Here is a 16,923-nt window from a genome sequence, read left to right as displayed (position 1 = left end):
AGTGGCGACCGACCGACGCGAAGCCCGCTACAGAGCTATACGCGCTTTCGCGCAAACGACAAACACACCATGACAACGAAACAGACACTTACCGCAGGGCAAGCCGCAATGCTCGAAAAGCTCCGCGCACTGGATTTTGACCCTGACATGCCGATAGTTGACCGGACCACGCCTTGCCTACCATGGAAGGGAGCGAGCTTTTCAGATGGCTATCCGATGGGATGGCGCAACGGTTCCACCCGCCGTATGACGCGCGAGATTTATGCCATGAGCCGTTGCGTACCGACTGAAGCTCTAGACGGGCTGATTATCCGGCACTTCGTTTGCGATAACCCGAACTGCCACGAATTCACGCACCTAGCGGCAGGCACGACCACCGATAACATGGCGGACAGGGATAACGCAGGGCACACGGCGATAGGCGAGCGGCATGGTCTAGCCGTCCTGACCGCTGACTTAGTGCGCACCATACGGGCTATGTACGTTCCGAGAAGCCGCACGCATAGCGCGAAAGCGATAGCTAACACGCTGGGCTTTTCTCGCTCGACAGTGCGCGATGTGTTGATCGGGCGCACGTGGTCGCATGTGGATGCCGGGGCGGCGTGAGCGTTTTTTACGTACCGCGTCAGTATCGCGCGGCACGATCACGGCCAGATAAGGCGCTGACGCTCACCCAACTTGCCCACGTACGGCAAGTTTAACGAGGTCTAGGAAGTAGAGGGATTTACCAAATTAAGCTAACAAAATCGCCACAAGACAATGCAGTAAACGCTCGGCAGATTAACCGGACGGTACAAACGCTAGAAATGCGCGGAAATCGCGCTTGACGGTGTTGCATGTGGAAGGTACAATTTCTGTATTGGTGGATTATTGCGAAAGCAGTAGTGCCGCAAAGCAAAGCCGAACCCGAGAGGGCGCGGCTTTTTTCGTTTACGGGGAAAATTTGTTGGAAAGCGTTAGACGGCATCAAGACGGCTAGCGCGTGTTTGGCGTGAAGTGCATTGGTTTTGCCCCTGCTTGGGACTGTAGGCCGTTTGAGTCGAAAGATTCAGCGGCCTATTTTTTTGCTCGACGGTGGCGCATTCGAAATGTGCTGATGACTATTTGAACGGACGGACGGACGGAAGGAAGGGTTAGCGCTTGGCGACAGGCTCTAACCCTTCATTTCGTTAACCGGCTCGCTATACGGCGCGGCCATATATTGGAGTAACAAGCATGACAGAAGTTGAAAGCATCGCGCCTAAGCGGGTTCTAATCACTCTTGGCGAAGTAATCAAGCGCTTGGGCGTATCGCGCACAACCGTATGGCGACTTGTTAAGTCCGGAGACTTCGCCCCTGAATATCGCGTCAGTGCCGGAAAGAGCCATTTTGACGAAGCCGAATTAAACGCGTGGATTGACTCGCGCCGAGTATCCCTTTAAACCAAAGCAGCATAGACGGCATAACCGCCGTAACCCGCCGCACCATCCGCACCGCCTCACCAATCCCCACGCATCAATCGTACACGCGAGCCGCCAAAGGCACGCTATTCACGTTTCACCACACCTCCGCGCATACAAACGCGCATCACGTAAGGGCTTCGCACAATGTCTGAACAACACAATGCAATCACCGCCGCCGACAAGGCAGCAGCAGCGCACACCGAACTTCGCACCGCCGAGTACCGCATTGTCAAGCTGGAAGGTATCGAAGCGGAGCGAAGCAAGAGCATTTTAAACCTGAAGAACAGTCTGCTTTTCATCGCAGATACGGATGCTTCATCGCGCAAGCAGTTGGAAACGCTAATCGCAGATCAAAGCGCCGAACTTGATGCAGCAAAGGCGGAGCGGATCGGGCTTAAGGACTCGCTTACGCAGCTTCATATGAATGCCGCCAATTATTCACATGGCGAGGCTATCGCGCGCTCTGGTCGGCTCGTTGATGAACTGACTGCGGCACGTGCCGCGTGGGTGGACGCGATCACACCGTTACTTGCTGTGGCGGAACGGCTTCGCGTGGCATCGATGGATGCCGGTGCAGGACACCTTTTGACCGACGCGGAGTTGTTGAGCGGAGTTCGCAAGTCCTAATCCGGCACTACCTAACAGCGCGCCGCTGGCCCCGCTGGCGGCGCTCACCACTACGGGCACAAAATGACCACACCAACGAATGCGCGCACGCTCAGTGCCGACGAGTACGCCGCATCGAAGGCGGCATATCTGAAAGACGCGAGCAGCGGCAAGGTTTCGGCGACCACGCCGCAGGAATACACACCTGAGCAGCGACGCGCGCTTATCGACGCCGACATTGCAGCTATCGAGGCGGGCGGGCCGAAGTTCGCGGCGGTAACGGAAGCGACCGGCAACACGTCGAACACGGCGCAGAAGCCTAAACCGGGCGTCACAACGCCGACGAATGCGCGGGATATGTCGGACACGGTTTATGCGCAATGGAAGCGCGATTATCTGGCTAGCGCAAGGGGTTAAAAATGAACACGCAAACGAACGCCGCAGGGAATTGGGATTGCTGGAACCGGTTGTGCGCGGCGCTCGCTTGCGCATTCCCGCTTGGCTCTAGCATTGATGACTGGCACTCGCAGCCGGACGCCTACCGTCCTGCATACGCGTATTCGTGGCCGCGCTCCGCTGTGCTGACGATGGATAGCGACGAACACGAAATTACGCGCGAAGCTCGACGCATCGGCGCTGCAATGCTGGCCGTGTACAAACCTGGCAAGGTAGGCGCCGGGCTGGCCGCGCTCGCTCGCACGTACGGCATTAGCGCGCAGCGCGTGGAACTGGTTATGAAACGTGCGCGAGAACTTCAGATGCGGGGCGATCCAGCGTTTTCTCACCGAACGAAAGTGATGAACGAATGTTTTTGCGCGCACGAAACCTAAAACCCTCACTTACGTACAGGAGAAACCTACCTGAACGGAAGGGATCGTTTCTAGGCACTGTATGCAGACTGACGAACTGATTACGTCACCAACCCATTGAGCTTTTCGAAGCGCTACGACTTTTGCCGCCGTTCAAAATGTTGTCTGGTAATCAAAACGTGCAATTCAGGCTCAACATGAATTCGCCTTTGATTGTTGAGCATTGTCACCGCTTGACAGCGCAATGACGCGGTTTGCCCGCACAGTGCATATCCGCCGCACTATACCCAACACACAAAGGTTCTAGCGAGCGCGCAGCGGCACCATATGCAATCCGTACGTAATACGCGCGCCGCTCGACCAATCACCGCAACATCGCCGCCAAATCGGGCGCAGAGGAACGGATTAAATGAATCAATCAATAAGTAAGGCCCAGGCGGTTCGCGGTGCTGTGAAAGTAAACGGTACTCTGATTCAAGGGTGGACGGAGTTCGAGGTTAACAATAGCTCCTATTCGAGCGCCGATACATTCAATTGTACTTTCGCGGCCAACGCCCTGACCGACGACCGGAACGCTAGATGGTTTTCAGAACAGAAAGACATGTTCGTTGAGTTGTTTGTCGGGTTCCCGCCTGACCGTAACCGATTCACCGCCGACGAGTTGCCAAGCTGGATTTATGGGCATGTAGACAAAGTTAGCTATGACCCGGAAAACGCGGTAATCAACGTGTCTGGCCGCGACCTTACCCGCCTGTTCATTGACAACAAGACGACCGAAAAATTTCAGAATAAGACGGCATCGCAGATTGCAACGATGCTCGCTCTACGTCGAGGACTCACGGCTAATGTAGCGGCGACGACTACGCCGGTCGGCAAGTATTACGAGATAGACCACGAATTCATGCACGATGCAAAAACAGAATGGGATTTGCTTAACCACCTTGCGCGCGTTGAACAGTACGTTGTCCGCGTGCGCGGCAAGATCCTATTCTTTCAGCCAAAGACGGACCCGGCTACGACGAAGCCATACGAGATTAAGTGGACGCCGCCCAACGCTACAACTGGATACCCGACATGCAACGTTACCGGTCTGAAGCTCGACCGGGCGCTTACGGTTTCGCGCGGGATCATCGTCACAGTACGCTCGTTCAACGATGCCGCGCAGAAGGTATTCACTGCTACGTATCCGGTGAGTAAGCCCAAAGCTACAACGCCGGGTCAGTCGGCCCCGACTGGCAACGCGCAAAACTATTTCTACAACGTCGCCAACCTGACGCAAGAAAAAGTTTTGCAGTTTGCAAAGGCGAAGCATGCGGAAATTATTCAGCATGAAATGCTGGCGTGCTTCGACATTCCAGGCAATAGCGAGCTTGATGTAATGAGCGTTATCCGCCTGAACGGAACTGGCACGGCGTGGGATCAAAATTACTTCCCCGACTCATTGAAACGCAGTCTTAGCATTGATGACGGCTACCGGCTAAAAGTCGATTCAAAGAATCACGCGCCCGACTCCCAGGAGACCGGAGCGTAACGGAGACAGACGGGCTGTAGGACATTGGACGGGGCGTGCTGTATGGCGTCCCGTTCTCTCGTGGAACCCGATTTGACCCAAGACCAAAAGAGGGCGGTACTAACGCCTGCGAATTCTATGAGGACGAACGCTCAGCCGAGCGTCATAAAGGCGGCAAAAAGTAATGCCATAACGATGATGCAAAACTTACAGTTTTGTCCCAAGTATCGATAGCAGTTAGCAGCGCGGCCACGATAGTGGTGACCGCCGCAACAACGGCTGCTATACCGAAGCGTGTCTCGTGTCGCTGTAGGATGTTGCGGACGGTAAATGTCGAAGCTAGCGTAACGGTCAGCCAACTTGCTCCGTTGAAGTATGTGAAAACGAAGGTCAGCGGATATGTTCCCGGTCGCGCGTCCTTGCTGGTTTTTAATCTGAAGGTGATGGGAGGGCTAAGGGCTTGATCGGGCTCCGTTTGGGTGATGCCCTCTGTAGTCAACTGAAGCGTTGGCGGGCCATTGGACGGAATCTGAAAAAAGTAGTCGGCTATCGACCCGTCTAGTTGCTGCCATTGTGGAAACAAAATCGTTATACCTTGATCGTTTCCTACGAACTTGTGAATGGCGAATTCGCTGGTGTTTGATCCCTCGCGTAACTGAAGCGTGCGAAATTCGATGGTGCACCCGTCTACATCGAAGATTTGTGTGGCTGGATAAAAAACCATCTTCGCGCCACCGATCGTTCCGTAGCCGGTAAAGAACATAGCACCGGTAACCGTCTCTCCTGGGTCCACTATTTGGGTTTCTAAGCGCACGACCGGACTATAGCTGCCCGGTGCGTCTGCGTTCGGTGCGCCGCGAAGTTCGTTCCTGGGCGTCACATCTTGGTGATACTTCGACTCGTCCGCGGCCATATTTGCGTTATTGGGGGATGACGGTGCAGACATAATAGCTGAGCAGTGCCCTGGTATTGCTAATGGAGGCGAACGGGAAGCTGAGACTATCGAGGGAAATTTGCGGGGTTGTAACGGTGCTGCGATTTTTTTCATTGGACGCAGCGAATAGTGACGAAAAATTCGAATGCTCCCGGTCAACATCATAGAGACAAGAACATGACGGCACCTATTGCTGATCCGAGTTGGTCCCTGAAGATTGAGCGCGTTCGCAGGAAGATACGTGCGCTCGAATCGGGTAAATCTATGCTTGGAGCGGACCCAGCAGAGATTCTGGCCGCAATAGCCGTGTTTGAGGCGGAAATAAACGTGTTGCGCATGGCCTACGCGCGCGAGATGGTCGGTGACCTTGATGAGATGCGGGAGGCTGCGAAGGGGAGTATCTATGCGAGGCGTTTGGGCGCAGATTGACACCGCGCGCCGCGCAAAAGGTTCGGGGAAGATTTTCTATAGACGAGCCTATGACGCGCGCGCACGCGAGGCGATCAAACAGCGCAAATCGTATTTCGCTGTTGGCTTGCCCGTCGTAAAGCCATACTGTATTCGGCTGAGCGCGCGTGATGACCGTTTGCAAAACGAATCCCAAGATGCGCACGCGTAGCTCTGTTAGATGCGAGCCATGACGCTGCGCCGCCAGTCCCTAGAGTGACGGATCGGAGTTGCAGCAGGTAACATCCAATACACGCTTTTACAGGACACGGACGACCATGACACCTGGGCAAATTGTGAACCTTCTTTCTGCTGCCAACGGGGCTGTAGGAACTATTGTTTTGTTTGTTGGCAGCTATGCCATACAGCCGCTTGAGGGCGCGGTTTTCAATAGCCCGCAGGTAGAAAAATACAATGCACGAATCAAGTGTAAAAACAACGCGAGGATAGTCACTCAGAGAGTCGGGCTTGCTCTCTTGTGTCTTAGCTTTCTGTTTCAGGCAGTAGCCGTCTTTTTGCCGTCCGGCGAATAAGTCGAGCGAACATCAGATTGGTGCGTACCTAGACTTGGCTGTAAGGCATTGCGGGCGAAACCGAACGGTTTCGTGCATTTGAATTCGATCTGCACGAAAATAAGCCTTGCATTGTTTCGTGCAGGGTGTATATTCCGTTCATAGATTTCGTGCACCCCGACCGAGAAAACACCATGTCCCGCACATTCGCTTATGCCCGCGTCTCGACAGCAGACCAATCGACGGAAAACCAGCTACGCGAGATTCGCGCGGCAGGGTTCGCCGTAGATGCCAAGCGCGCCATCACTGAGAGCATATCCGGCAGCGTTGCAGCGTCGCAGCGTCCAGCGTTCGCCAAGTTGCTAGACCGGCTTGAATCTGGCGATGTGCTGATAGTGACAAAGCTTGACCGGTTGGGCCGCAATGCAATGGACGTGCGCGCGACGGTAGAGCGCCTGGACGGGCTTGGTGTTCGCGTCCACTGTCTAGCCCTAGGCGGGGTTGATCTAACCTCGCCAGCGGGCCGCATGACGATGCAGGTACTAAACGCCGTCGCCGAATTTGAGCGCGACTTGCTGATTGAGCGCACCAACGCAGGCATAGAGCGGGCAAAGGCGGAGGGAGTGCAGATGGGTAGGCCGTCCGCGCTGACTGACGAACAGCAAGCGGATGTACTGGCGAAGCTTGCGCATGGCGTGTCAGTGTCGGAGCTTGCTCGGACGCACAAAACAAGCAGAACGACGATACAGCGCATTCGCGACAAGGCATAACGCACATGTAGGACCGACGCCGGGACGGACTTCCGGCTACTTACAACACAGGGTATGGCGCCATAAACGCACAACAAGAGAAATCAGTAATGCTTACTGAAGCAGAGTTCGTGAAAATGCTCACGATGTTCCGACCGGATGAACGAGCCGCTGTGCTTGTTCAGATGGACAGGGCAGTGAACGGCACTCCGGCCACGTAACGTATCGCGGCAAAACTCATAGGGCGATTCCCCTGTATCTCACAATGGAACCGACGAAAATGACCTACCAAGAACCGACACAATCACCCGTATACGGCGAAAAAATCTTGAGCGCGAAGCGCGACTTTGAATGGATGCTTAGCACCGTCAAGGCCGAGGATATGGCGGCAATGTTGGAAAGCTTCACGATGCAACTTTCAAACCGCTTGTTTGGGCTAGGAGATAAACCCGCGTCATGATAGATCGTTGCACGCAACAGTAAACGCCTCGCCAGTGTGCGGGGCTTTTTCCGTTGCGTGGCGCGAAAAGCGGAAGGCTGACGCGCAAGAGAGCATGCTTTGCGCGGAGAATGGCTAGTTCAGCATTGCGCCTGTGTTGGCGTCCCAGCGCTGAATTTTGACAACATGGTTGCAGTCGTCACCTGTGCATATGCCGGGAATGTTCTGGATTCGGTCGAACGAGTTGCGGTAATTCGTTTCGCGATCCTTATCCGACAAGCCATCATTTGCGCCCCGTTGCGGATCGCACACGGCCAAAGCTACGGAATTGGCGTTCCACGGCTTTACCTTGGACGAGTACACCTTGTCCGTGATAGCGCTCTCCCATTGCCGATCCTCTGGCGCGTATTGGTTCGATTGCGCCAAGACGGCTTTCGTTTGATTTGCCGTGCTGCCCGAGTCACGGAACTCTGCGATTGTGGTCGCTTCGCTGGCGACGCTCATGCATGACGCGTGCACGGCAAACGATGCGATAGCGAACAGACCAGCAATGGCGGCGCGTTTCATGTCGAATCCCGTTGGTTATTGTTGGCGGTGTTTCCACAAGCACAATATCTCGATTCATCGCCGTATCCAAGCGTGAGCTTCGAGTGACTACCAGAAAGGTAGCATTCCTTTGCATTTTCACTGTTATCCGATACCGCACAGGTAGCAATCGCCCAAAATTCCTAAAGGTTTCGCTATGCTGTTTTTTTGCGCAGGCAAGGACCGGTATGAATCCCGTTTTTTTGGACCTGAAGCAGACCGCTGAATATGTCGCGCTATCAACTCGACAGGTTGAGAAACTATCGGCCATTGGCGAGTTTCCTAAATCCCGCCAGCTATCCGCGAAGCGTGTCGCCTGGTTGGTGCGCGAGCTTGACGAATGGGCCGAAGCGCGACCAATATCGAGCATCCTACCGGTAGGCAAATCATGAGCGTCAAACCCATCTTCCTTGATATACAAGGCGTTGCCGAAGCGCTCGCCTTGTCGGAGTCAAGCGTTCGCACGCTAATCAATCATGGAGACTTTCCAAAATCGCGGCTACTGACAGGGCGGCGAGTGGCGTGGTTGGTGCGGGAATTGGAGGAATGGGCGGAAGCTCGACCGATTTCTAACTTGCCACCTGTCGAGTAAAGTAGTGAGCGTCAAGCCAACGCGTTCCGCTTTGGGGCGGGTGTATGTCGTATGCTGCCAAGTCTAATGAGCAGTTCTCAGCCCTGCCATATGATCGTGATGCCATCTAAGGGCACGTTTTCAGCATACGAGGCGAGCGCAACGCCAGCACTGGAAAGGCTAGCCGCTTTCACTGCTGGCGTCGTACGAAAACGATACGCAAACCGTACTCAGGGGCTTGTCTAGATTCGCCCTATCAACATGTCATGTTTGAGTTTTCGGCAGATTCCGTCAATACCGGGAAACAGCGTCGCGGCGGTAATTCCCATGTAAGACAAGTCACTCATGGCCTTCTCAGCTTCCGTTATCGGAATGTCCACGGCAAGCAAAAAATCATTGTTTGGCGTGACAACGCGCGCAGTTAAATAGTGCTCAATGTCTTTGACCGTAGATAGGGTGAAAACTCCCTGCTGTGCGAGCAATCGCGGATTGTCGCGCGCGGATACTTTTAAGAATGCAATGCCAGGTTCGATTTCGGTAAGACCCACAATAGCGGGGGAGTATTTGCTCGCGAATTTCTCCGTTAGCGCGTAGATGCGCACATGGGTGGCGTCCGACGTCTGTCTTCGCTCCAGCGCGTCGGAAAAGGCGAAGTAGGCCGCAATGTAGGGAGATTGCGTCCAATCAAGCAGTGGTGTTGGGAACCCGTGGTGCTGTGCAATCGCAACTAGTCGGGCAAAGTCGGCGGGATTGTCGCGCTGGAGCACGATTCCTGCTGCTTCTAGATGCTGGTGAAGGTCTGTGATCGAGAGAGCGTTGTAGTACCAGAGGTCGCTCCTATCAGTTCGGTGATATGACGTTTCAAGTTTCCAGCGCCTGTCAGCATGGCCGCGAAACGCTGCTGCGGGGTTGTTACTCTGACGGATTTCAGCAGCCCATGTCTTGTAGTCACTCCACGAACCGCACACTTGCACGTCCGCTAAGCCATGCGAAGTCAAGACACGGCCGAACCCGGCGCGACCCGTCACCCCGTTGCTCGCCGACCACATGCCGAGAAAGGTTCGGCTGTTCTCATCGAAGCGGCCACGGACTTCGAAACTCAGCGGCTGATAGTCTTGGATGGGGAACGATGTCAGGAACGGACGCCCGATTGCGTCGCGATGGTAAATCGCCTCGGCCTGTGCAACGAACTCAGGTTGAACCGATGCGATCTTCACGACCATACCGAACGGAGTACCGCCAGACATTGGTTGGGCGACAAGAACACGGCCTCGATCAGTACGGTTTCTATCGACGTTAAATACGAAATGCGCTTCCTGAGGCGACGTCTCTCCTAGCGGACTATGGAAAACCCCAAAGAATTGCCCAAAGAACGGCATCACCTATCCCCTGAGGCTTCTTTGTTTGATCGCCGCAACCGTGAGAATTTGCTTTACGTCCGGGTAATCGCCACTGGTTTTCTTGGCAAATTCTTCGAGGTCTATTAGCGCGTGCTCGAACGTGCCGCCCTCGATGCAGACTTTCAGGGGGTAGCAGTTGGCAAGCTCCGTGTGCGTCACAACAGCATCCTCATAGTATCCGGCCATCGCGTCATTTATCTCGTCGTATGTTCCGGCTTGCTCGATTGCGTTGATTCTTTCGGCAGGCGTCATGCGAAACCCCTTTGTCTCTTGTTGAGAGATGCGGCGAGCCGCCTGCTCGATCATACGGGGTCGCGGCTGTTCTTGACGAGTCTGTTTGCGCATAGAGAGGACTAAAGAAAATAGCTAGCGCGAGAGGTAGTAGCCGTTGTACCGATCAAGGTAGGCGCAATGTTGGGTTGCGGGGATCGGACAAGCCGCCAGTGAGCGGGCGCTTTCCGATAGAATCGCGGTCTGTCATGAGTGTGTCACAGTGTATTGCTCAAAAACGCAATTTCGTACCGTTTTCGTATTGCCTCGGGCGGGTTGCGTATCGATTTTCGTAACTATTTGATTTTGCTGATAAATGTCGGCATTTCGGAGACCCAATGTTCGGTCGATTCATGCCCACCGAGGGCAAGTTCTTTGAAATTTTCAATGCACACGCAACGTGCATCGTCTCGGCGAGCCGCGAACTCGAGCTGCTGATCGACAATCTGCAAGACGCGGAAACCCACAAGCAAAACGTGCAAAAAGCCGAGAAGGCCGCTGACAAGCTCACGCACGAAACCATCGACCTGCTTCACAAGACATTCATCACGCCGCTCGACCGCGATGAGATCCACAAGCTGATCACCACGATGGACGACATCCTCGACCTGATGGAGGACGTCGCCACCGCTATCTCGCTGTACGACGTGCAGGCGGTGACCTCGGAAGCCAGCCAGCTCGCGCACATCTGCACGGCAACTTCGGAGCGCGTGCAGTTCGCCGTCAGCCTGCTGTCGGACATGAAGCAGGCCAGCCAGATCCTGAAAGCGTGCGAGGAAATCGACCGTCTGGAATCGGAAGCCGACCGTGTGCTGCGCTCGGCAATGTCCAAGCTCTTCCGCGAGGAAGACAACGTCAAGACCCTGATCAAGCTGAAGGCAATTTACGAATTGCTCGAAACGATCACGGACAAATGTGAGGATGTAGCGAACATCATCGAAGGCATCGTGCTGGAAAACGCATAATGCAATCGATACAACTCGCCATCTGGGTCGTTGCCGGCCTGGTCGCTGTCGCCCTGATTTTCGACTTCATGAACGGCTTTCACGACGCGGCGAATTCGATCGCCACGGTCGTTTCCACCGGCGTGCTGAAGCCGCAGCAGGCGGTGGCCTTCGCGGCAGCGTTCAACGTCATCGCGTACTTCGTGTTTCACCTGAAAGTGGCCGCGACCGTCGGCCGGGGCACGATCGATCCCAACATCGTCGACCACTACGTGATCTTCGGCGCGCTGGTTGGCGCGATCGGCTGGAACGTCATCACCTGGATTTACGGCATTCCTTCCAGCTCGTCGCATGCGCTGATCGGCGGGCTGGTGGGTGCCGCGCTCGCCAAGTCGGGCTGGGGCTCGCTCAACATGGACGGCCTGCTGAAGACGGTGGCCTTCATTTTCATTTCGCCGCTGCTGGGCTTCGTGCTCGGCTCGTTTTTCATGCTGGCGGTGTCGTGGATGTATTTCCGCACGCCGCCAAGCAAGGTCGACCGGCGCTTCCGGCGTCTGCAACTGGTGTCCGCAGGTTTGTATAGCCTCGGCCACGGCGGCAACGACGCGCAGAAAACCATCGGCATTATCTGGATGCTGCTGATCGCGACCGGTTTTGCGTCGACGTCCGCGGACGCGCCACCGCTGTGGGTGATCGGCGGGTGTTATCTGTCGATGGGGCTTGGCACGCTGTTCGGCGGCTGGCGGATCGTCCGCACGATGGGCCAGAAAATTACCAAGCTCAAGCCGGTCGGCGGTTTTTGCGCGGAATCGGGCGGGGCGATCACGCTGTTTACTGCGTCGTGGCTCGGCATTCCGGTGTCCACCACCCATACGATCACCGGCGCGATCGTCGGCGTGGGCGCGACGCAGAAGCTCAGCGCGGTGCGTTGGGGTGTGGCCGGCAACATCGTCTGGGCGTGGATTTTGACGATTCCTGCCTCGGCGGTGCTGTCCGCGGCGGGCTGGTGGTTCGGCCACCATTTTCTGTAATTCCTCGAGCGGCTGTGGGCGCGCGGGCCTGCGCGTGGCGTGATGCGTGCGGCGCTGACAGCACGTCGGGCGCTCGCCGCGGCTTGTGAGGCACAAGCGCCGCTCGCGCCCTCAGTAGGCAATCCTCCTCACACGTTTTCACGCACGCAGCCAGTCTTAGCCGCGCGTCGCTCAGATGAGCGGCGCGCTGCCCCCATCCATCGGGACAATCGCGCCCGTTACATAGCTCGCGCGGCGACTCGCCAGAAACAGCGCGACGTCGGCAATCTCCTCCGGTTTCGCATAGCGTCCGAGCGGCACCTTGGCCTGTCCGCGCGCCAGCGCGTCCGCGTTCTCGATGCCTTGTTGCGCCGCTTCCAGTTTGACCGCTTCCTCGACGCGCTCGGTCAGGGTCGCCCCCGGGTTGATCGCATTGATGCGGATGCCGTAGCGCGCGTAGTAGTGGGCGAGGCCGACGGTGGCGAGCATCAGCGCGGCATTCGCGGCGCCGCCGGCAATATGGATGTCGCTCGCGATCTTGCCGCCCATGCCGATGATGTTGACGATCGTGCCCGGTTCCGCGCCGCCGCCGGTTTTCGCGCGCTCCGCCATGCGGCGCAGAACTTCCTGTTGCGGATAGATGTAGGGGAAATACTTGGCTTCCATCGTCGCTCTGAACGCGTCGGCATCGAGCGTTTCCGGGTCATAGCGGCGCGCCGCGCCAGCGCTGTTGATCAGCACGTCGATCGGGCCCACTGCGGAGCTGACTTCCTCGACGATATCGGCGGCGCCGTGCGGTTCGTGCAGATCAGCGCGAGTCCGATGTACGTGCAAGCCTTCCTGCTTCAATTGCTCGTACGCGCGCGCGAGGTTGGCGGGGTCGCGTGACACGATCGCGACTTTGGCGCCCTCCTGAGCGAAGGCTCGGGCGCAGGCGAAGCCGATTCCCTTGCTGCCGCCCGTGATCAACACCACCTTGTCTTTCAGCCCGAGATCCATCGTCACCACCCGCTGTCGGAAGAATATCGATGACGATAGCAGATCGGCGGCGTTGCTGTGTCCCCCCGGCGCTGCGATACCGCGGGGGATGGCTTCGATGGTGCAGCGACGGTTACGAGTCAGAAGTTGCCGTTGGCGAAGCGGGCGATCGGATCGTCGTTTGTCTGGTTGGGGGCGGGTACGCCACGCGAGGATGTGGACGCTCGCATGATCTGCACGCTGCCATTCGCATCGGCTTGCTGTGCCTGCCGGGCCTGGCGCGTGGCCACCGAAGCGGGTGGCGGGGGCTCGAACGCATCGGCGGCGGCGTCGATGGCGTCCGGTGCGCGAGTAGCCGTGGTTTGCGGGATCGTCTGCGCGCCTGGCGCCGCTTGAACCGGTGAGCCGGCGGGAGCCTCATACGCGCTTGCCTGGGTAGCCGGAATTGTTGTCGGCGCCACGGCGCCCGCCGCGCGCGCCTGAATCTGCGCCGCGCTCATGCCCGGCGGCGGTGGCTCGAACGGGTCAGCTTGCGCTGCGGCCGCAGCTCCGGCCGTGGTGATTGTCCCGGCCGGCTGAGCCGCCTCTGTCGACGGGGCGCGCGGCATGGCCGCAACGCGGGCCGCTTGCTGCGGCTGTCCCCCTGGTTGCAACGCCGGCGACGCGGCAACATAGCCCGATCGCGCAACCGCGGCTCCCGCGCCTGCGCCCGGCGCCGCAGTCGAGCCCGCAGTCGAGCCCGCAGTCGAGCCCGCATACGCCGGCGCGACCTGCGTCACCGGCGCGCCGCTCTCCGGCTGCGGCGCCGCAGCCTGATAACTCGGCGTATCGAACGGCGTGGGTGTCGCAGCCGGGGCGGCCACCCGGCGAATGCCGTCGAAGCGCTTCGCCCAATAAGGATTGGTCAGATAGTCGAGCCGCACCGTGCCGCCAGTCGATGGCGCATTGACGAAGCGCAGCTTGCCCACGTAAATGCCGACATGCGAATGGGCGCGGCCGGTCGTGTTGAAGAAGATCAGATCTCCCGGCGCGATCTCGTCCGGTTCGATCGATTCGCCACGTCCGCTCATGTCCGCCGTGGTGCGCGGCAGATTCACCGACGCGGCGCGCAGGACCACATAGCGAACCAGCCCGCTGCAATCGAAGCCGCTGTCCGGCGTATTGCCGCCCCAGCGGTAGGGCACGCCCACCAGACCCATCGCCTGAATCGAGATTTCTTCGCGGCCGATGCTGTGATCGACGAAATGGGGAAAACCGGGCGGCGGCGCATGATACGCGCCGTTCGTCACCACGACCGAGCCGCCGGACCCGCGCGATGTCTTCTGCGGCGCGCCGGCACAGGCGGCGAGCAGCAGGAGGGTCAGCAGCGAAAAGGCGAGACGGCGCATGGGAAGCGAGGCGAGCGTTAAACGCTCGTTGACTGACGGACGATGTCCGGATGGTAGCCCGCCGCACATGGCGCGGGCAAGAATTGTTGATAAATTACTTGAAGATCGTGCGCTAAGTGTTGCCCGTTCAGCACGAGGAAGTAAAAAAGCCGCGTCAGGAAGGTTCCGGACGCGGCTTCGAGGTAAAGCTAACTGACTGAAATCTAGAGGATTTCCGACGCGTAATCGGCCAGACGGGAGCGCTCGCCGCGCGCCAGCGTCACGTGCCCGCTGTGCGCCCAGCCCTTGAAGCGGTCGACCACATACGTGAGCCCCGAACTGCCTTCAGTCAGGTAAGGCGTATCGATCTGCGCGATATTGCCCAGACAGATGATCTTCGTGCCCGGACCCGCGCGCGTGACCAGCGTCTTCATCTGCTTAGGCGTCAGGTTCTGCGCTTCGTCGATGATCAGATACTTGTCCACGAACGTACGGCCGCGCATGAAGTTCATGCTCTTGACCTTCAGACGCGAGCGGATCAGCTCCTGCGTCGCGGCGCGGCCCCATTCGCCGGCGGCGTCGTCGGTTTTCTGCAGGACTTCGAGGTTGTCGTCGAATGCGCCCATCCACGGCTGCATCTTTTCCTCTTCCGTGCCCGGCAGGAAGCCGATGTCTTCGCCGACCGGCACCGTCGCGCGCGTCACGATGATCTCGTTGTAGCGCTTGTCGTCGAGCACCTGCGCGAGGCCGGCCGCGAGCGCGACCAGCGTCTTGCCGGTACCGGCCTGGCCGAGCAGCGTGACGAAGTCGATTTCCGGATTCATCAGCAGGTTAAGCGCGAAATTCTGCTCGCGATTGCGCGCCGTGATGCCCCACACGTTGTTCTTGTGGTGGCCGTAGTCACGCAGCGTTTGCAGCAGCGCCGTCTTGCCGTTCAGCTCGCGCACCAGCGCATGGAACGCCGGCTCGCCGTTTTGCGGCTCCAGATAGACGAACTCGTTGACCAGCATCGACGCGCACAGCGGACCCGTCACCCGGTAATACGTGGTGCCTGTCTTGGTGTCCTGCCAGCTTTCCATGCCCTTCGCGTGCTTCGTCCAGAAATCCTGCGGCAGCGCGCGGATGCCCGAGTACAGCAGATCGCTGTCTTCGAGCACCTGGTCGTTGAAGTAGTCTTCGGCCGGCAGCCCGAGCGCGTGCGCCTTGATGCGCATGTTGATGTCTTTCGACACCAGTACGACCTGGCGATCCGCGCGATCGCGCTGCAGCGCGCGCACCACGCCGAGAATCTGGTTGTCGGCCTTGCCTTCCGGCAGACCTTCGACCGGCTCGATCGCGGTGAGCTTGGTCTGGAAGTACAGGCGCCCCGACGCCTCGCGGCTGCCCAGACGGGCGAGCGAAATGCCGTCGGACATGTTGCCGGCGTTCGCTACCAGCGCGTCCAGCGTGCGGCTCACCTGGCGGGCGTTGCGCGCGACTTCCGACATGCCCTTCTTGTGATTGTCGAGTTCTTCCAACGTCATCATCGGCAGATAGACGTCGTGTTCCTCGAAACGGAACAGACAGCTCGGATCGTGCATCAGCACATTGGTGTCGAGCACGAAGAGTTTCTGGACTTCGAGCGGTTCGGCGCCCACGCCGCGTTTCTTGCTGGTGCCACGGGTGCTGGGCGCGGCGGCCGGCGTATCGGCCGCGGGCTGTTTCGCGCTCGGCGCGCGCGCGACCACCGGCTGCGGATGAGCCGCGGGCGTAACCGGTTCGGCTTGCGGACGGGGGGCCGGCACCGGCTGCAGCAGCGCGGCGGTCTGCTTCGATTTGCGGCTGCGTGCCGGCGCGGCGGTTTCGGCCGTGGCAGGCGACGCGGATGCTGCGGGCACAGGCCGCAGTGTGGTTGCGGCGTTGGCCGCCTGCGCCATCGGTGCGGCGACGTTCGCGCGGCCGTAATCGGCCGGCTCTGCGGCTTCCCCGGCGCCAGCCTGTTTCTTCGCGGCGGAGCGCGCCGGCGTGGCGGCTTTGGCCTTGTATTCGTCAGGCGGCAGGAGATTGCCGAGCTTGCTGGGGGGAGTAGGCAAAGGCATGGTTTCCCTCGAATTAATCGGGTCACATATCGTGCGCCGCCTGTCGCATTCTGCCGGTGCCAGTGGATGCGCACGCAGTTTGCGCCCGGAGGCGCGCATTCGGTCTAGAGATGCCGGTTCGCCTGGTCTTCGATCGGCTCCTTGATGCAAGCGCGCGGCCGAGTGAGCGAACGGTTGCGCGCAATTAAAAAAGCCGCCGCCCCGGCGTACGGGGCAAGCGGCTCGCCTACGGTGCTCGCGTTGCGGCTCACGACTCCGACGGTCCGGGCGG

At 58.4% G+C, this 16,923-nt stretch carries 21 protein-coding genes; 14 read left to right on the top strand and 7 right to left on the bottom strand.

Annotated features, from left to right (window positions below):
* Positions 1-69 precede the first annotated feature (69 nt).
* The 6 genes from PQQ53_RS21385 (at position 70) to PQQ53_RS21360 (ending at position 4,389) form a co-directional block, all read left to right on the top strand.
* Positions 70-606 carry a hypothetical protein gene (locus PQQ53_RS21385; protein ID WP_408326001.1) on the top strand — a complete coding sequence of 179 codons (537 nt, stop codon included), beginning with the start codon at positions 70-72 and terminating at the stop codon, positions 604-606.
* A gap of 609 nt (positions 607-1,215) precedes the next feature.
* A complete protein-coding gene (locus PQQ53_RS21380) occupies positions 1,216-1,422 on the top strand; it encodes a helix-turn-helix transcriptional regulator (RefSeq protein WP_408325999.1) in 207 nt (68 codons plus the stop codon).
* Positions 1,423-1,587: 165 nt separating this feature from the next.
* On the top strand, positions 1,588-2,070 hold the full coding sequence (locus tag PQQ53_RS21375; RefSeq protein ID WP_408325997.1) for a hypothetical protein: 483 nt from the start codon (positions 1,588-1,590) through the stop codon (positions 2,068-2,070).
* 63 nt (positions 2,071-2,133) lie between these two features.
* A complete protein-coding gene (locus PQQ53_RS21370; protein ID WP_408325995.1) occupies positions 2,134-2,466 on the top strand; it encodes a hypothetical protein in 333 nt (110 codons plus the stop codon).
* 170 nt (positions 2,467-2,636) lie between these two features.
* The gene (locus PQQ53_RS21365; RefSeq protein WP_408325992.1) at positions 2,637-2,879 is read left to right on the top strand and encodes a hypothetical protein; all 243 of its coding nucleotides are present in this window, start codon (positions 2,637-2,639) and stop codon (positions 2,877-2,879) included.
* A 388-nt stretch (positions 2,880-3,267) separates the two neighbouring features.
* Positions 3,268-4,389, top strand: coding sequence for a hypothetical protein (locus PQQ53_RS21360; protein ID WP_408325990.1), 1,122 nt, complete (start codon positions 3,268-3,270; stop codon positions 4,387-4,389).
* A 142-nt stretch (positions 4,390-4,531) separates the two neighbouring features.
* Here the strand turns inward: PQQ53_RS21360 and PQQ53_RS21355 are convergent, their stop codons facing one another.
* Positions 4,532-5,416, bottom strand: a complete 885-nt coding sequence (locus tag PQQ53_RS21355) for a DUF8164 family protein (protein ID WP_408325987.1) — start codon at positions 5,414-5,416, stop codon at positions 4,532-4,534.
* Positions 5,417-5,479: 63 nt separating this feature from the next.
* Between PQQ53_RS21355 and PQQ53_RS21350 the strand changes: the two genes are divergently transcribed.
* The 4 genes from PQQ53_RS21350 (at position 5,480) to PQQ53_RS21335 (ending at position 7,470) form a co-directional block, all read left to right on the top strand.
* A complete protein-coding gene (locus PQQ53_RS21350; RefSeq protein WP_408325984.1) occupies positions 5,480-5,731 on the top strand; it encodes a hypothetical protein in 252 nt (83 codons plus the stop codon).
* Between the two features lie 296 nt (positions 5,732-6,027).
* A complete protein-coding gene (locus PQQ53_RS21345; protein ID WP_408325982.1) occupies positions 6,028-6,282 on the top strand; it encodes an FHA domain-containing protein in 255 nt (84 codons plus the stop codon).
* 173 nt (positions 6,283-6,455) lie between these two features.
* Positions 6,456-7,031 (top strand): recombinase family protein, encoded by a 576-nt coding sequence (locus tag PQQ53_RS21340; RefSeq protein ID WP_408325980.1) that lies wholly within the window; start codon positions 6,456-6,458, stop codon positions 7,029-7,031.
* 259 nt (positions 7,032-7,290) lie between these two features.
* Entirely contained in the window at positions 7,291-7,470 is a 180-nt protein-coding gene (locus PQQ53_RS21335) for a hypothetical protein (RefSeq protein ID WP_408325978.1), read from the top strand.
* A 114-nt stretch (positions 7,471-7,584) separates the two neighbouring features.
* On the opposite strand, the gene PQQ53_RS21330 is transcribed toward PQQ53_RS21335, so the two are convergent.
* Positions 7,585-8,016, bottom strand: a complete 432-nt coding sequence (locus PQQ53_RS21330) for a hypothetical protein (protein WP_408325975.1) — start codon at positions 8,014-8,016, stop codon at positions 7,585-7,587.
* A gap of 206 nt (positions 8,017-8,222) precedes the next feature.
* Here PQQ53_RS21330 and PQQ53_RS21325 point away from each other — a divergent pair, with 206 nt between their 5' ends.
* Both PQQ53_RS21325 and PQQ53_RS21320 read left to right on the top strand, forming a co-directional pair.
* Positions 8,223-8,426 carry a helix-turn-helix transcriptional regulator gene (locus PQQ53_RS21325; RefSeq protein ID WP_408325972.1) on the top strand — a complete coding sequence of 68 codons (204 nt, stop codon included), beginning with the start codon at positions 8,223-8,225 and terminating at the stop codon, positions 8,424-8,426.
* A complete protein-coding gene (locus PQQ53_RS21320) occupies positions 8,375-8,626 on the top strand; it encodes a helix-turn-helix transcriptional regulator (protein WP_408325970.1) in 252 nt (83 codons plus the stop codon). The genes PQQ53_RS21325 and PQQ53_RS21320 overlap by 52 nt, the downstream gene beginning before the upstream one ends.
* A gap of 221 nt (positions 8,627-8,847) precedes the next feature.
* On the opposite strand, the gene PQQ53_RS21315 is transcribed toward PQQ53_RS21320, so the two are convergent.
* Positions 8,848-9,984 (bottom strand): FRG domain-containing protein, encoded by a 1,137-nt coding sequence (locus PQQ53_RS21315; protein WP_408325967.1) that lies wholly within the window; start codon positions 9,982-9,984, stop codon positions 8,848-8,850.
* Between the two features lie 3 nt (positions 9,985-9,987).
* Complete coding sequence (locus PQQ53_RS21310; protein ID WP_408325964.1) at positions 9,988-10,311, bottom strand: hypothetical protein; 324 nt, start codon at positions 10,309-10,311, stop codon at positions 9,988-9,990.
* 302 nt (positions 10,312-10,613) lie between these two features.
* Here PQQ53_RS21310 and PQQ53_RS21305 point away from each other — a divergent pair, with 302 nt between their 5' ends.
* A complete protein-coding gene (locus tag PQQ53_RS21305) occupies positions 10,614-11,240 on the top strand; it encodes a DUF47 domain-containing protein (RefSeq protein ID WP_007182106.1) in 627 nt (208 codons plus the stop codon).
* A complete protein-coding gene (locus PQQ53_RS21300) occupies positions 11,240-12,250 on the top strand; it encodes an inorganic phosphate transporter (protein ID WP_408152546.1) in 1,011 nt (336 codons plus the stop codon). Before PQQ53_RS21305 ends, PQQ53_RS21300 begins: the two co-directional genes overlap by 1 nt.
* 171 nt (positions 12,251-12,421) lie before the next feature.
* Here the strand turns inward: PQQ53_RS21300 and PQQ53_RS21295 are convergent, their stop codons facing one another.
* From PQQ53_RS21295 to PQQ53_RS21285, 3 genes are all read right to left on the bottom strand, one after another.
* A complete protein-coding gene (locus tag PQQ53_RS21295; protein WP_408143245.1) occupies positions 12,422-13,228 on the bottom strand; it encodes an SDR family oxidoreductase in 807 nt (268 codons plus the stop codon).
* 119 nt (positions 13,229-13,347) lie between these two features.
* Positions 13,348-14,595, bottom strand: a complete 1,248-nt coding sequence (locus PQQ53_RS21290) for an NlpC/P60 family protein (protein WP_408325962.1) — start codon at positions 14,593-14,595, stop codon at positions 13,348-13,350.
* A 203-nt stretch (positions 14,596-14,798) separates the two neighbouring features.
* Positions 14,799-16,652, bottom strand: a complete 1,854-nt coding sequence (locus tag PQQ53_RS21285; RefSeq protein WP_408325959.1) for a PhoH family protein — start codon at positions 16,650-16,652, stop codon at positions 14,799-14,801.
* Positions 16,653-16,923 lie beyond the last annotated feature (271 nt).

The organism is Paraburkholderia strydomiana (genome assembly GCF_046030495.1).
Taxonomy (GTDB): Bacteria; Pseudomonadota; Gammaproteobacteria; order Burkholderiales; family Burkholderiaceae; genus Paraburkholderia; species Paraburkholderia strydomiana_A.
Note: the sequence above shows the minus strand (reverse complement) of the source record. Positions and strands in the feature narration are given on the sequence as shown.

Excerpts from the sequence above, each read along its gene's own strand:
- PQQ53_RS21350 (WP_408325984.1), top strand. The coding sequence starts at position 5,480 with ATGACGGCACCTATTGCTGATCCGAGTTGGTCCCTGAAGATTGAGCGC.
- PQQ53_RS21310 (WP_408325964.1), bottom strand. The coding sequence starts at position 10,311 with ATGATCGAGCAGGCGGCTCGCCGCATCTCTCAACAAGAGACAAAGGGG.
- PQQ53_RS21335 (WP_408325978.1), top strand. The coding sequence starts at position 7,291 with ATGACCTACCAAGAACCGACACAATCACCCGTATACGGCGAAAAAATC.
- PQQ53_RS21305 (WP_007182106.1), top strand. The coding sequence starts at position 10,614 with ATGTTCGGTCGATTCATGCCCACCGAGGGCAAGTTCTTTGAAATTTTC.
- PQQ53_RS21325 (WP_408325972.1), top strand. The coding sequence starts at position 8,223 with ATGAATCCCGTTTTTTTGGACCTGAAGCAGACCGCTGAATATGTCGCG.
- PQQ53_RS21315 (WP_408325967.1), bottom strand. The coding sequence starts at position 9,984 with ATGCCGTTCTTTGGGCAATTCTTTGGGGTTTTCCATAGTCCGCTAGGA.
- PQQ53_RS21340 (WP_408325980.1), top strand. The coding sequence starts at position 6,456 with ATGTCCCGCACATTCGCTTATGCCCGCGTCTCGACAGCAGACCAATCG.
- PQQ53_RS21345 (WP_408325982.1), top strand. The coding sequence starts at position 6,028 with ATGACACCTGGGCAAATTGTGAACCTTCTTTCTGCTGCCAACGGGGCT.
- PQQ53_RS21295 (WP_408143245.1), bottom strand. The coding sequence starts at position 13,228 with ATGGATCTCGGGCTGAAAGACAAGGTGGTGTTGATCACGGGCGGCAGC.
- PQQ53_RS21360 (WP_408325990.1), top strand. The coding sequence starts at position 3,268 with ATGAATCAATCAATAAGTAAGGCCCAGGCGGTTCGCGGTGCTGTGAAA.
- PQQ53_RS21320 (WP_408325970.1), top strand. The coding sequence starts at position 8,375 with ATGGGCCGAAGCGCGACCAATATCGAGCATCCTACCGGTAGGCAAATC.
- PQQ53_RS21385 (WP_408326001.1), top strand. The coding sequence starts at position 70 with ATGACAACGAAACAGACACTTACCGCAGGGCAAGCCGCAATGCTCGAA.
- PQQ53_RS21285 (WP_408325959.1), bottom strand. The coding sequence starts at position 16,652 with ATGCCTTTGCCTACTCCCCCCAGCAAGCTCGGCAATCTCCTGCCGCCT.
- PQQ53_RS21330 (WP_408325975.1), bottom strand. The coding sequence starts at position 8,016 with ATGAAACGCGCCGCCATTGCTGGTCTGTTCGCTATCGCATCGTTTGCC.
- PQQ53_RS21300 (WP_408152546.1), top strand. The coding sequence starts at position 11,240 with ATGCAATCGATACAACTCGCCATCTGGGTCGTTGCCGGCCTGGTCGCT.
- PQQ53_RS21290 (WP_408325962.1), bottom strand. The coding sequence starts at position 14,595 with ATGCGCCGTCTCGCCTTTTCGCTGCTGACCCTCCTGCTGCTCGCCGCC.
- PQQ53_RS21380 (WP_408325999.1), top strand. The coding sequence starts at position 1,216 with ATGACAGAAGTTGAAAGCATCGCGCCTAAGCGGGTTCTAATCACTCTT.
- PQQ53_RS21365 (WP_408325992.1), top strand. The coding sequence starts at position 2,637 with ATGGATAGCGACGAACACGAAATTACGCGCGAAGCTCGACGCATCGGC.
- PQQ53_RS21375 (WP_408325997.1), top strand. The coding sequence starts at position 1,588 with ATGTCTGAACAACACAATGCAATCACCGCCGCCGACAAGGCAGCAGCA.
- PQQ53_RS21355 (WP_408325987.1), bottom strand. The coding sequence starts at position 5,416 with ATGAAAAAAATCGCAGCACCGTTACAACCCCGCAAATTTCCCTCGATA.
- PQQ53_RS21370 (WP_408325995.1), top strand. The coding sequence starts at position 2,134 with ATGACCACACCAACGAATGCGCGCACGCTCAGTGCCGACGAGTACGCC.